This window comes from Micromonospora eburnea, from assembly GCF_900090225.1.
GTDB lineage: Bacteria > Actinomycetota > Actinomycetes > Mycobacteriales > Micromonosporaceae > Micromonospora > Micromonospora eburnea.
This window is the reverse complement of record NZ_FMHY01000002.1, coordinates 37,254-50,415: the sequence shown is the minus strand read 5'-3', so window position 1 is coordinate 50,415 and position 13,162 is coordinate 37,254. Positions and strand designations below refer to the sequence as shown.

The 13,162-nt window shown below is 73.0% G+C and carries 9 protein-coding genes; 7 read left to right on the top strand and 2 right to left on the bottom strand.

Annotation, left to right across the window (positions count from 1 at the left end; genetic code table 11):
• Window positions 1–7: 7 nt before the first annotated feature.
• Together grpE and dnaK are read right to left on the bottom strand one after the other, a co-directional pair.
• Window positions 8–757 carry a nucleotide exchange factor GrpE gene (gene grpE, locus GA0070604_RS00360; RefSeq protein ID WP_091112287.1) on the bottom strand — a complete coding sequence of 250 codons (750 nt, stop codon included), beginning with the start codon at window positions 755–757 and terminating at the stop codon, window positions 8–10.
• Window positions 758–803: 46 nt separating this feature from the next.
• Entirely contained in the window at window positions 804–2,651 is a 1,848-nt protein-coding gene (gene dnaK, locus GA0070604_RS00355) for a molecular chaperone DnaK (RefSeq protein WP_091112283.1), read from the bottom strand.
• A gap of 209 nt (window positions 2,652–2,860) precedes the next feature.
• On the opposite strand from dnaK, the gene GA0070604_RS00350 reads away from it, so the two are divergent.
• The 7 genes from GA0070604_RS00350 to GA0070604_RS32200 all read left to right on the top strand — a co-directional run bounded on the left by GA0070604_RS00350 (window position 2,861) and on the right by GA0070604_RS32200 (window position 12,848).
• Window positions 2,861–4,699, top strand: coding sequence for a GTPase domain-containing protein (locus GA0070604_RS00350; RefSeq protein WP_091112278.1), 1,839 nt, complete (start codon window positions 2,861–2,863; stop codon window positions 4,697–4,699).
• Window positions 4,700–4,790: 91 nt separating this feature from the next.
• Window positions 4,791–6,470, top strand: coding sequence for a GTPase (locus GA0070604_RS00345; RefSeq protein ID WP_091112275.1), 1,680 nt, complete (start codon window positions 4,791–4,793; stop codon window positions 6,468–6,470).
• 52 nt (window positions 6,471–6,522) lie between these two features.
• Entirely contained in the window at window positions 6,523–7,746 is a 1,224-nt protein-coding gene (locus tag GA0070604_RS00340) for a hypothetical protein (protein WP_091112273.1), read from the top strand.
• A 1,141-nt stretch (window positions 7,747–8,887) separates the two neighbouring features.
• Window positions 8,888–10,066 (top strand): pyruvate dehydrogenase (acetyl-transferring) E1 component subunit alpha, encoded by a 1,179-nt coding sequence (pdhA, locus tag GA0070604_RS00330; RefSeq protein WP_091112266.1) that lies wholly within the window; start codon window positions 8,888–8,890, stop codon window positions 10,064–10,066.
• The gene (locus GA0070604_RS00325; RefSeq protein WP_091112262.1) at window positions 10,066–11,055 is read left to right on the top strand and encodes an alpha-ketoacid dehydrogenase subunit beta; all 990 of its coding nucleotides are present in this window, start codon (window positions 10,066–10,068) and stop codon (window positions 11,053–11,055) included. Before pdhA ends, GA0070604_RS00325 begins: the two co-directional genes overlap by 1 nt.
• Window positions 11,056–11,060: 5 nt before the next feature.
• Complete coding sequence (locus GA0070604_RS00320) at window positions 11,061–12,488, top strand: dihydrolipoamide acetyltransferase family protein (protein ID WP_091112259.1); 1,428 nt, start codon at window positions 11,061–11,063, stop codon at window positions 12,486–12,488.
• A gap of 222 nt (window positions 12,489–12,710) precedes the next feature.
• Window positions 12,711–12,848, top strand: a complete 138-nt coding sequence (locus tag GA0070604_RS32200; protein ID WP_167363376.1) for a hypothetical protein — start codon at window positions 12,711–12,713, stop codon at window positions 12,846–12,848.
• The last annotated feature ends 314 nt before the right edge of the window (window positions 12,849–13,162 follow it).

Genomic DNA, 13,162 nt, shown 5'->3' with positions numbered 1-13,162 from the left:
GTCGGCACTACTCCGGGTCGGCGACCGCGACCATGGCCGGCCGCAGCAGCCGATCGCCGAGCTGGTAACCGCGGCGCATGACCTGCACACAGGTCGGTTCGGTGACATCGGCGGAGGTCTGGTGGGCCACCGCCTCGTGCAGGGTGGGATCGAACGGGTCGCCCTGCTCACCGAACGCGGTCAGGCCGAACTTGCCCAGCGCGGTGGTGAGCTGCTCGGCCACCGAGCCGAACCCGCCCACCAGGTCGCCGTGCTCGCGGGCCCGGTCCAGGTCGTCGAGGATCGGCAGCAGCGCGGTCAGCACCGTGCCGATCGCCTGCTCCTGGACCAGGTTGCGGTCCCGGTCGACGCGCTTGCGGTAGTTGGCGTACTCGGCCGTCACCCGCTGGAGGTCGCGGGTCCGCTCCTCCAGCTCGGCGCGTACCCCCTCCAGCTCGGCGCCGAGCGGCGCCTCCGGCTTGGCCGCCTCCTCGGTCGGCTCGGCCGGCGCATCGACCACCGGCGGGCCGGAGACGGGGGCCTCGGTCTCGATCTCGTCGACCACGACCTCGGTCTCCTCGACCAGCCCTTCGGCCGGTGCGTCGGCGGCGGCGTCGGCCGCGGTGGCGGCCGCCCCGCTCCGCTCCCCGGTCTTGAGTTTGCGCTTGTCGCGGATGACGACCCGCGGCTCCTCGCCGGCGTCCTGCCCGGCGCCCGCGGAGCCACCCGGCGCCGACCCGGCGGCAGCCGGGTCAGCGGCTCGTGGCTTCTCCGTCATGTGTTACCTCGTCCCTCTGCCGTGCGAACGTGTCCGGGACCGAACGTCACTTCTTGTCCTCGTCCACGATCTCCGCGTCGACCACGTCGTCGGCGCTGCCGGCCGGCTTGCCACCGGTCGCACCCTCGCCCGGCCCGGTCGCCCCCGGAGCCTGCTCGCCCTGCTGCGAGTAGAGCAGCGAGCCGGCCTGCTGGGAGACCTGCGCCAGCTTCTCGTGCGCGGCCTTGATCTTGTCGATGTCCTGGCCGCCGAGGGCGCTGCGCAGCTCGCCGAGGGCATCGTTGAGCTGGTCGCGGTTCTCGCTGGGCAGCTTGTCGCCGCTCTCGGCGAGGAACTTCTCGGTCTGCCACTGGAGGGCCTCGGCCACGTTGCGGGTCTCCGCGTCGTCACGCCGGCGCTTGTCCTCCTCGGCGTGCTCCTCGGCGTCCCGGCGCATCCGCTCGATGTCGTCCTTCGGCAGCGACGAGCCGCCGGTGATCGTCATCTTCTGCTCCTTGCCGGTGCCCAGGTCCTTGGCGTGCACGTTGACGATGCCGTTGGCGTCGATGTCGAACGTGACCTCGATCTGCGGCACGCCACGCGGCGCCGGCGGCAGGCCGGTCAGCTCGAACGTGCCGAGCTTCTTGTTGTAGGCCGCGATGTCCCGCTCGCCCTGGAAGACCTGGATCAGCACCGACGGCTGGTTGTCGTCCGCCGTGGTGAAGACCTCGGAGCGCTTGGTCGGGATGGTGGTGTTGCGCTCGATGAGCTTGGTGAAGATGCCGCCCTTGGTCTCGATGCCCAGGCTCAGCGGGGTCACGTCGAGCAGCAGGACGTCCTTGACCTCGCCCTTGAGCACACCGGCCTGGAGGGCGGCGCCGACGGCCACGACCTCGTCCGGGTTGACGCCCTTGTTGGGCTCCCTGCCGATGAGCTGCTTGACCAGGTCGGTCACGGCCGGCATACGGGTCGAGCCACCGACCAGGATGACGTGGTCGACGTCCGAGACCTTGATCCCGGCGTCCTTCACGGCCTGCTCGAACGGGCCCTTGCAGCGGTCCAGCAGGTCCTGCGTCATCCGCTGGAACTCGGCGCGGGTCAGGGTCACGTCGAGGTGCAGCGGACCCGCCGAACCGGCGGTGATGTACGGCAGGTTGATGTTGCTGGTGGTGGCGGCGGACAGCTCGATCTTGGCCTTCTCGGCCGCCTCCTTGAGCCGCTGCATGGCCATCTTGTCCTGCGACAGGTCGATGCCGTGCTCGCCGCGGAAGGTCTTCACCAGGTGGTCGATGATCCGCTGGTCCCAGTCGTCACCACCGAGGAGGTTGTCACCGCTGGTCGACTTGACCTCGATGACGCCCTCGGCCAGCTCCAGCAGCGACACGTCGAAGGTGCCACCACCGAGGTCGAAGACCAGGACGGTCTGCTCCTTGGAACCCTTGTCGAGGCCGTACGCCAGGGCGGCCGCGGTCGGCTCGTTCACGATCCGCAGCACGTTGAAGCCGGCGATCTCACCGGCCTCCTTGGTGGCCTGGCGCTGGCCGTCGTTGAAGTAGGCGGGGACGGTGATCACCGCGTCGGTGATCTGCTCGCCCAGGTACGCCTCGGCGTCCCGCTTGAGCTTCATCAGCGTACGGGCCGAGATCTCCTGCGGGGTGTACTTCTTGCCGTCGATGTCGACGGTCCAGTTGGTGCCGACCTCCCGCTTGACCGAGCGGATGGTCCGGTCGGGGTTGGTCACCGCCTGACGCTTGGCGACCTCACCGACGAGCACCTCGCCGTTGCGGGCGAACGCGACGATCGAGGGGGTCGTCCGGGAGCCCTCAGCGTTGGCGATGACGGTGGGCTCACCGCCCTCGAGAACGCTGACGCAGGAGTTCGTCGTGCCGAGGTCGATGCCGACCGCACGTGCCATGTTCGCTTCCTCGCTTCGTAACGGGTGAGCAGGTCAGGGGCCTGCCCCGGCGGGCCGCCCGCAGCGACCGCACCACAAGTTGAGTGAACTTGACTCAATAGTGCCACGCCGCCGGCAAAGCGCAAGTCGGGGTTGAGTCGACCCGACGCAACCTGGTCGTTATTACCGTCTGGTTGTCTTAACTTGCGTCGGTCGGGCACGCTTTAGCCGTGACGACGCATGGCGATTCCGCCACCCGTACCGGCACGCCCGCCGTCGCAGCCCGCATCGGACCCGCCACCGGGGACGACCCGCCCGCCACCCACGCGGACGGTCTGCCCGGCGCGCTCGCCGGCCTGCGGGCCGCGATCGGGGCGGCCCGGTTCCCGCTGGCCCTGCCCTCGGCGGAGCCGGCCCGACGCGCCGCCACCAGCCTGTCGCACCAGCTCGACGACTACCTGCTGCCCCGGCTCGCCCGGCTCGACGCCCCGCTGCTGGTGGTGGTCGGCGGCTCGACCGGCGCGGGCAAGTCGACCCTGGTCAACAGCCTGGTCCAGGCGCGGGTGAGCGCCGCCGGGGTGCTGCGCCCCACCACCCGTTCGCCGGTGCTGGTCTGCAACCCGGCCGATGCCTCCTGGTTCCGCCAGGGCGACCTGCTGCCCGGTCTGACCCGGACCAACGAGCCGAGCGAGGACCCGAGCAGCCTGCACCTGGTCACCGCGCCCGCGCTGCCGGCCGGGCTGGCCTTCCTCGACGCGCCCGACATCGACTCGGTGGTCGACGCCAACCGGGCGCTCGCCGGGCAGCTGCTGGCCGCCGCCGACCTCTGGCTCTTCGTCACCACCGCCGCCCGGTACGCCGATGCCGTCCCCTGGGAGCTGCTGCGCGGCGCCCGGGCCCGGGGCACGGTGATCGCCATGGTCCTGGACCGGGTGCCCCCGGAGGCGATCGACGAGATCACCGCCCACCTGTCGGAGATGCTCGCCGCCCAGGACCTGGCCGCCGCGCCGCTCTTCGTGCTGCCGGAGACCCGGGTCGACGGGCAGGGGCTGCTGCCCGAGCGGGTCACTGCCCCCCTTAGCGCCTGGTTCGCCCGGCTCGCCGCGGACGTCGAGGCCCGGTCCGCCGTGGTCCGGCAGACGCTGGACGGTGCGCTGGGCGCCCTGCACCCCGCCGTGCTGGAGTTGGCCGGGGCCGCCGACGAGCAGGTCGCCGCCGCCGACGCGCTGGACGAGCGGGTACGGGCGGCGTACCGAGCGGCGGAGCGGACCGTCGACCAGGGGCTCAGGGACGGCCGGCTGCTCCGCGGCGAGGTGCTGGCCCGCTGGCAGGAGTTCGTCGGCACCGGCGAGTTCTTCCGCACCCTGGAGGCGCGGATCGGCCGGCTGCGCGACCGGGTGGTCGCCGCGGTCACCGGGCGTCCGGCCCCCGCCGCCGAGCTGCGTACGGCGATCGAGTCCCAGCTCGTGACGCTGTTGCGCGGGGTGGCCGCCGAGGCGGCGGAGAACGCGTACACCGGGTGGAAGGCGCACCCGGCCGGCGCGGAGTTGCTCGAACCGGAGCTCGCCCACGCCTCCGAGGACCTGCCCGGGCGTGCCGAGCGGCTGGTCCGCGACTGGCAGCGGACGGTGCTGGAGCTGGTCCAGAGCGAGGGGGGCGACCGCCGTTTCATGGCCCGCACGGCCGCGTACGCGGTCAACGCCACCGGGCTGGCCGTCATGATCGCGGTCTTCGCCTCCACCGCGTTCATCCCCACCGGGTTGGAGGTCGCCACCGGCGCCGGCACCGCGGTCGCCGGGCAGGCGGTCCTCCAGGCGATCTTCGGCGACCAGGCGGTCCGAAACCTGGCGACCAAGGCCCGAAGCGACCTGCTCGACCGGATCGGCGCGCTGCTGGCCGAGGAGGCCGCCCGGTTCCTCGCCCGCACCGAGGCGGCCCGGCCGGCCGCCGAGACCGGCGCCACCCTGCACCGAGCCGCCGGCGCGGTGGAGAAGGCCCGCCACCGCAGCGGCCTGACCCACCCGGGCCGCCCGACACCACCCCCCATCAACCCCGGCGGCGCCCGTTGACCACACCACAGCTACCCGGGGTGAGAAGGGTTCCCTTCTCTACCGGAGGCGTTAACAAGGGGCCCTTCCTTTCATCCGAAGGTGTGCGGGGGTGAGCGACATCGCCGACCGGATCCGGGAGGCGTTCCGGGGCGAGCAGCGCGTCGACCCGGACGATCTGATCGCGCGCCTGCGGGCGCTCCAGCGCTTCCTTCAGGCGGTGGACGGCCAGGTGCCCGACGCCCAACTGGTCGCCGCGCACACCGTGGTCGAACGGGCCGGCAGCCGACTCGCCCTCTCCGGGCACCACACCGTGGTTGCCCTGGCCGGGGCGACCGGCAGCGGCAAGTCGAGCCTGTTCAACGCCCTGGCCCGGCTGGACCTCTCGCCGGTCGGCGTACGCCGGCCGACGACCGGGGTGGCGCACGCCTGCGTGTGGGGGCCGTTGGACGGGGCGTCCCGGCTGCTCGACTGGATCGGGGTGCTGCCCCGGCACCGGTTCGTCCGGGAGAGCGCCCTCGACGGCGAGGACGAGGCGACCCTGCGCGGCCTGGTCCTGCTGGACCTGCCCGACTTCGACTCGGTGCAGCGCGGCCACCGGCTGGAGGTGGACCGGCTGCTCGGGCTGGTCGACCTGGTGGTCTGGGTGGTCGACCCGCAGAAGTACGCCGACCGCGTGATCCACAACAGCTACCTGCGCGAGTTCCACCGACACCGGGACGTGACGGTGGTGGTGCTCAACCAGGCCGACCGGCTGCCCCCGGCCGAGTTGCCCCGGGTCCTCGACGACCTGCGCCGGCTGCTGGACGCCGACGGGCTGGCCGGGGTGCCGCTGCTGCCCACGGTCGCGGTGGACCCGGCCGGGCTGGACGGGCTCCGCCCCGAGCTGGAGCGTACGGTCGCCGAACGGCAGGCCGCGCTGCGTCGGCTGGCCGGCGACGTGGACACCGTGGTGGCCGGGCTGGACCCGCTGGTCGGGCCGGAGGCGCCCCGTACCGGCCCGGGTGACGCCTCGGCGCGGGAACTCACCGCCGCGCTGGCCGGGGCGGCCGGGGTGCCGACCGTGGCCGAGGCGGTCGAGGCCGCGTACCGGCACCGGGCCGGCGGGACGACGGGCTGGCCACTGGTACGCGGCTGGCGGCGGCTCCGGCCGGACCCGCTGCGCCGGCTGCACCTCACCTCCGGGGGCGCCGACGCGCCGGCGGAGAGCCTCGTCGCGGCGACCTCCGTACCCGATCCCACCGCCGCGCAGCGCTCGGCGCTCAACCTGGCCATCAGCGCGGTGGCCGACCGCTGCGCCGCCGACCTGCCGGCACCCTGGCCGGCTGCGGTGACCGCCGCGGCCCGGTCCCGGCTGGCCGACCTGCCGGACGCGCTGGACCACGCGGTGGCCGCCACCGATCTGGGCATGGCCCGGCGCCCGGCCTGGTGGCGGGTGGTGGGCGGCCTCCAGTGGCTGGTCACCGTCGCCGCGGTGGCCGGGCTGGGCTGGTTGGTGCTCGGCTACGTGCTGCGCGCGCTCGGACTGCCCGCGCTGGCGTACCCACGGCTCGGCGAGGTGCCGTGGCCCACCGTGCTGCTCGTCGGCGGCCTGCTCGCCGGGTTGCTGGTCGCGGCGGTGGCCCGGCCGGTGAGCGGGTGGGCGGCGCGGCGCGCCCGGCAGCGGGCCGAACGCCGGCTGACGACCTCGGTGGGCAGCGTCGGCGAGAAGTACGTGCTGGACCCGGTCTGGGCGGTGCTGGCCCGGTACGCCGAGGCCCGGGATTCGCTGCGGGAGGCAGCCCGGCGCTGAGCCCGGCGTGCTGTGCAGTGCCCGGGCCGGCCGAGCGGCGTAGGGTCGGGGCATGGCCACGCCACAGACCCCCTATGAGGCGGTGCTGCACGCCGCTCGCGACGTGACGAGGCTCGACTCCGCCCTCGACGCGGAGATGCTCGGCGCCGCGCTGCTGGGCAGTGTCTACGCCGTCGCGGAGACCGACCGGGAGACCGCCGTCCGCGAGTTCGTCGCCGGGTTCCTCGCCGCCACGTCGCGCCGGCGCAGCGCCACCGCGACCACCATCCGCGCCGTCTTCGCCGCGCTGGTCCCGGACGCCGAGGGCGCCGCCCGGGTCCGCCCCGGCGCATACTCCCCGGCCTGGGCCGGGCAGCTCGGGCGGGTGCACCTCACCGGCGCCTGGGCGTACGGGGACGTCTACGGGGACCAGACCTCCTACCTGGCCACCTTCGCCTACGACGATGACGAGGGTGGGCCGGAGCACGCCGTGGTGGCCCTGGTCGACCACAACATCGGCATCACCAAGGACGTCTTCGTCGGCGGACCGGCCGGGCGGATCGTGGAGCAGGCCCGGGAGATCTGCACCGAGGACGAGTTCACCTGGTTCCGGACCGAGGACCCGGCCCGGATGCACACCGAGGTGAGCCGCCACCTGGGCGTCACCGACGACCTCGGGGAGTTGCCCGCCCAGGGCTCGCTGGCCACCGACCGGGCGTTGGTCGGCGCGCGGCTGGCCACCCTGCCCGGCCGGGCCGTCGCCGCCGGGGCGCGGGAGGTTCCGCCGCCCACCGACGAGGAGCGGACCCGGCTGGTCCGGGCCTTCCTCGGCTCGCCGGAGGCCGCCCGGTTCGGCCTGGACGCGGTGGCCGACGCGGACCTGGCCTCGCTGCACTTCTGCCTGGGCCTGCTGCTCGACCACGCGGCGAGCTTCCCGGACGCCGATCCGATGCGCTGGAGCCCCACGGTCGCCGAGCTGTTCCTGCTCGACTGGGTGCACCGCCGGGCCGTGCTGGACATGGACGACGCCGCGTTGCTGCCCAGGGTGCTGCGCGGCTGGGCGGCGTACGCGGCCCGCCAGCGGGGGCTGCCGGCGGCGGCGGCCCGGCGTACGGACGAGGCGATCGAGGAGATCATCCCCGAGTTCGCCCGGCTCTACAGCACCGGAGAGCGGCGGAGCCCGGCCACGGCCGCGGTCGCCCAGCTCATGGCCGACGGTGTGGATCCGGACGACCCGGCCGCGCTGGACGCCTGGATCGAGGCCAACCGGCACCGCCTCACCGACGACCCGGCCTGAGCGGGCGGTCCGTCGACGCGCCTGCCGACGGTGGGGAGCCGGCGGGGCCGGTCGGCGGCGGCCGCCCATCTCTGGTCGTCGGGGGACCGCCCGCCGGCCCGGGGCAGGTGCTGGTCGGCTCGCCCGTGGGGCTCGGTGACGGCATTGGGGTGGCCGGTTGGGAGGCCGACGGCGGCGGCGGGGAGTCGCGTGGCGGGCGCGGCGCGGCGGTCTGTGTGGTGCGGACGGGGCCCGGGGTGGACACCGGCTCGGCCGGCCGGGGCCTCCGGCGCCCGCCGAGGTCACCGTCGTCGGGCAGCGCCGGGGCGCCCGGTGCCGGCACCCGGGCGGGCCACGACGTGCCGGTGGCGCCGGGGGTCCGGCTGGGCGGGAGCGGGGGTTGGGTCCCGTTGGGCAGGGGGACCAGCACCGGGCCGACCGAGGGAGTCGGGATGAACGGAGTGCTGTTGTCCGGCAGGGCGCTGTGGCCCACGGTGGCCGATCCGGTGCTGATCGCGGTCAGGATCGGCATGGACGCGGTGCCGGCCAGCAGCGCGACGGTGAACAGATAGCCGCGGCTCGGGCCGCCCAGGCCGGCCGCGCGGTGCGCCCCGATCACCCGGCGATAGCCACCCGGTGGCGCCGACCGCTGGCGGCCGGGGACGGACGCTGTGGGATCGCCCGCTGGCTCGGACACCGGCACCCACTCCTCGTACGTCAACAGGCATTCCGCCCTAAAGGGACAGAATCGACACCAGCAGCTTGCCCCAGTAACCCTCAGTTCACCAGGCGCCACAGCGTGTCGACACACCTGTTGTCCGTCGTCGAGGGCCGACTCAAGCGACAAAACCTCCATGCGTCGCGAACCAGACGGAAACCCACGGGTGGGGGAGGCCATACTGTGGGACCCCTCACCACCTCTGCAATCATTCAGGCACGACGGCAACGCAGCCGCCACCTCCGCGCACCCTGCGGCTGGTGCGGAACGGCGCCGGCGCTCCCGGGCCGGGTCGCTCCATGAACCCGGCTCACGCCGCGCGGCAACCCTCACCGGGGCTAGGCGCGGCCGCCAGGAACCAGCCCGGCTCAAGCCGGGCGGCGCATGATGTGCGCCGGCACGGGTCACCCCCGGCGCCGGCGCAGACCAGACAGGGAGAGACGGATGGCAAAGGGCGACCCCGGGGTCACCAGCCGCGGCCGGCGGGCCGCACCCCGTTCCAAGCGTGCCGCCGCGGCAGGCGAGCCGGAACTCGTACAACTGCTCACGCCCGAGGGCGAGCGGATCGAAAGCGCGCTCGGCCCGGACGGGACCGAATACCGCGTCGACTTCACCGACGAGGAGTACCGCGGGCTCTACCGCGACCTCGTGCTGGTCCGCAAGCTCGACGCCGAGGCGACCGCCCTGCAGCGCCAGGGCGAGCTGGGCCTCTGGGCCAGCCTGCTGGGCCAGGAGGCGGCGCAGGTCGGCGCCGGCCGGGCCCTGCGTACGCAGGACATGGCCTTCCCGACCTACCGGGAGCACGGCGTCCTCTACTGCCGGGGCATCGACCCGATCATGCCGCTCGGCCTGTTCCGCGGCGTCGACCAGGGCGGCTGGGACCCGAACGAGTTCAAGTTCAACATGTACACGATCGTCATCGGGGCGCAGGCCCTGCACGCGGCCGGGTACGCCATGGGCGTCGCCATGGACGGCAAGACCGGCGGCGACGACGGCGAGGCGGTGATCGCCTTCTTCGGTGACGGCGCCAGCAGCCAGGGTGACGTCAACGAGTCGTTCGTCTGGGCCAGCGTCTTCAACACCCCGCTGGTGTTCTTCTGCCAGAACAACCAGTACGCCATCTCCCAACCGCTGGAGCGGCAGACCCGCGTCCCGCTGTACAAGCGTGCGGGCGGCTTCGGCTTCCCCGGTGTCCGGGTGGACGGCAACGACGTGCTCGCGTCGTACGCGGTGACCCGGCACGCGCTGGACAACGCGCGGCACGGCCAGGGGCCGAGCCTGATCGAGGCGTACACCTACCGGATGGGGGCGCACACCACCTCCGACGACCCCACCCGCTACCGGATCGCCAGCGAGGTCGAGGCCTGGCAGGCCAAGGACCCGATCGCCCGGATGAAGGCGTTCCTGACCAAGCAGCAGCTCGCCGACGAGTCGTTCTTCGCCGAGGTCGACGAGCAGGCCCGCGCCGAGTCCGTGCACCTGCGTGAGCGGGTGCTCGCCATGCCCGACCCGAAGCCGGTGACGATGTTCGACCACGTCTACCCGAACGGGTCGCCCGAGCTCGACGAGCAGCGGGCGCAGTTCAACAAGTACATGGCGTCGTTCGAGGGGAGCGCGCACTGATGGCCACGGAGACGCTCACCCTCGGCAAGGCCCTCAACACCGGTCTACGCAAGGCCATGGAGAACGACCCGAAGGTCGTCATCATGGGCGAGGACGTCGGCAAGCTCGGCGGCGTCTTCCGGATCACCGACGGCCTCCAGAAGGACTTCGGCGACCAGCGGGTGATCGACACCCCGCTCGCCGAGTCCGGCATCATCGGCACCGCGGTCGGCCTGGCCATCCGCGGCTTCCGGCCGGTCTGCGAGATCCAGTTCGACGGCTTCGTCTACCCGGCGTACGACCAGATCGTGTCGCAGGTGGCGAAGATGCACTACCGCTCGCAGGGCAAGGTACGGATCCCGATGGTCATCCGGATTCCGTACGGCGGCGGCATCGGCGCGGTCGAGCACCACTCGGAGTCGCCGGAGGCGTACTTCGCGCACACCGCCGGCCTGAAGGTGGTGACCTGCGCGAACCCGCAGGACGCGTACTCGATGATCCAGCAGGCCATCGCCTCGGACGACCCGATCGTGTTCCTGGAGCCCAAGCGGCGCTACTGGGAGAAGGGCCCGGTCGAGTTGGACGCCCCGCTGTCCGACGCGTACCCGCTGCACTCCTCCCGGGTCGCCCGGCCGGGCACCGACGTCACCGTGCTGGCGTACGGGCCGATGGTGCGTACCGCCCTGGACGCGGCCACCGCCGCCGCCGAGGACGGCAAGGAGCTGGAGGTCATCGACCTGCGTTCGCTCTCCCCGCTGGACCTCTCCGCCGCGTACGAGTCGGTGCGGCGCACCGGCCGGTGCGTGGTCGTCCACGAGGCCCCGGGCAACCTGGGCCTCGGCTCCGAGATCGCGGCCCGGATCACCGAGGAGTGCTTCTACTCCCTGGAGTCCCCGGTGCTGCGGGTCACCGGCTACGACACCCCGTACCCGGCCGCCCGGGTCGAGGAGGAGTACCTGCCCGACCTCGACCGGGTGCTCGACGCGGTCGACCGCACCTTCGGCTGGTGAGTGGGATGTCACGGATCAAGGAGTTCAACCTCCCCGACCTGGGCGAGGGCCTGACCGAGGGCGAGATCCTCGCCTGGCTGGTCGAGGTGGGCGACGTCATCGAGCTGAACCAGCCGATCGTCGAGGTGGAGACCGCCAAGGCGGCGGTCGAGATCCCGGCGAAGTGGGCCGGCCAGGTGCACGCGATCTTCCACCCGCAGGGCGCCACCATCGAGGTCGGCACCCCGATCATCGCGATCGACACCGACCCGGGCGCCGGGCCGATCGAGGAGTCCCGGCCCGCCCCGTCGGCGGCCTCGCTGGCCGCCGTCGAGGTCGCGCCCGAGGAGGGCATGGTCGAGCCGGGCCTGATCGGGGGCGTCGCCCCGGGTGGGCGTACCGCCGTGCTGGTCGGTTACGGCCCGCGGACCACGGCGGCCAAGCGTCGCCCGCGCAAGGGCGGCGTCCCGCCGCAGGTGCCGGTCGCTCCGGTGCCGGCCGCTCCGGCCGCTCCGGTGCCGGTTCAGGCCACGCCGGCGGTGAACGGCACCGGCCGGTCCGGTGGGCTCGTGCTGGCCAAGCCGCCGGTACGCAAGCTCGCCAAGGACCTCGGCGTCGACCTGGCCACGCTGACCGGCTCGGGTCCGCTGGGCTCGATCACCCGGGAGGACGTACAGCGGGCGGCCTCGGCCCCGGCGGCGGCCGAGCCGCTGACGGTCACGGCCCCGGCCACGGCGGCCGCGAGCTTCGGCGCCGACCGCGAGCAGCGCATCCCGGTCAAGGGGGTACGCAAGCTCACCGCCGAGAACATGTCCCGCTCGGCGTTCACCGCCCCGCACGTGACGGAGTTCCTGACCGTCGACGTGACCCGGGCGATGAAGGCCCTGGACCGGCTCCGTGGGCGGCGCGAGTGGCGGGACGTACGCGTCTCTCCGCTGCTGCTGGTCGCCAAGGCGGTGCTGCTGGCGGTCAAGCGCCACCCGATGGTCAACTCGACCTGGGCCGGCGACGAGATCGTGGTCAAGGAGTACGTCAACCTGGGCATCGCGGCGGCCACCGAGCGCGGCCTGATCGTGCCGAACATCAAGGACGCCGGCCGGCTCTCGTTGCGCGAGCTGGCGGACGCGATGACCGAGCTGGTGCAGACCGCCAAGGCGGGCAAAACCTCTCCGGCCGACATGTCCGGCGGGACGCTGACCATCACCAACGTCGGCGTCTTCGGCGTGGACACCGGTACGCCGATCCTGCCCCCGGGCGAGTCCGCGATCCTGGCCTTCGGCGCGGTACGGGAGCTGCCGTGGGTGCACAAGGGCAAGGTCAAGCCGCGCCTGGTCACCACGCTGGGCCTCTCCTTCGACCACCGGATCATCGACGGTGAACTCGGCTCGAAGTTCCTCCGCGACATCGGGGACTTCCTGGCCGATCCGGAGGCGGCGCTGCTCGCCTGGACCTGACGGTCCACGACACCCGGCGACGGCCGGTGTGCCAGGGGTTAACGCCCGGCACACCGGCCGTTGCCGTTGGGGGACAGATCTTCGGCTCAACAAGGCCCTCAGCCTACGATCCTTAGGTACGTGGTTCAGCTCACCTAACAATCGATGGAAGTTGGCCGCGTTATGCGCTTCAATAGAGACATCAAGGGGCTGACAACCGAATAGCCAGGAGGAGAGACCCAGATGAGCATGATCGAGCGAATCCGCAACCGTCGCGACGCCAACCGCCGCGCCCGCGCCATCGAGCACGCGCTGCGTTCCGCCAACTCCCCCGCGGTCCGCGAGGAGCTTCTCGTCATCGCCCAGCGTCACCTCGGCTGACGCCTCCATACCTCTCTCACCTCCTCCAGTCCGAAGACCCGCCCGGTTCAACCGGGCGGGTCTTCGGCGTCTCACGTCGATAGACACCGGGATTCCACCTCGCAGCGACGCCCGGTACGGTGGGGCTCGGTCGCCACCCGCCCGCCCCCCGGATCGATCGCGCCGACAAAAACCGATCGACAACGTCCGGTGACGGCGAGTGACGACCGGTGCTCCCCCCGGGCGCCCCCGGCGGCCACCCGATACGGTGCGGGGAGCCCGCACGGCCGGTACCCGCCGGCGACCCCGGCCGACGGTCCCGAGCGGCATCGGCG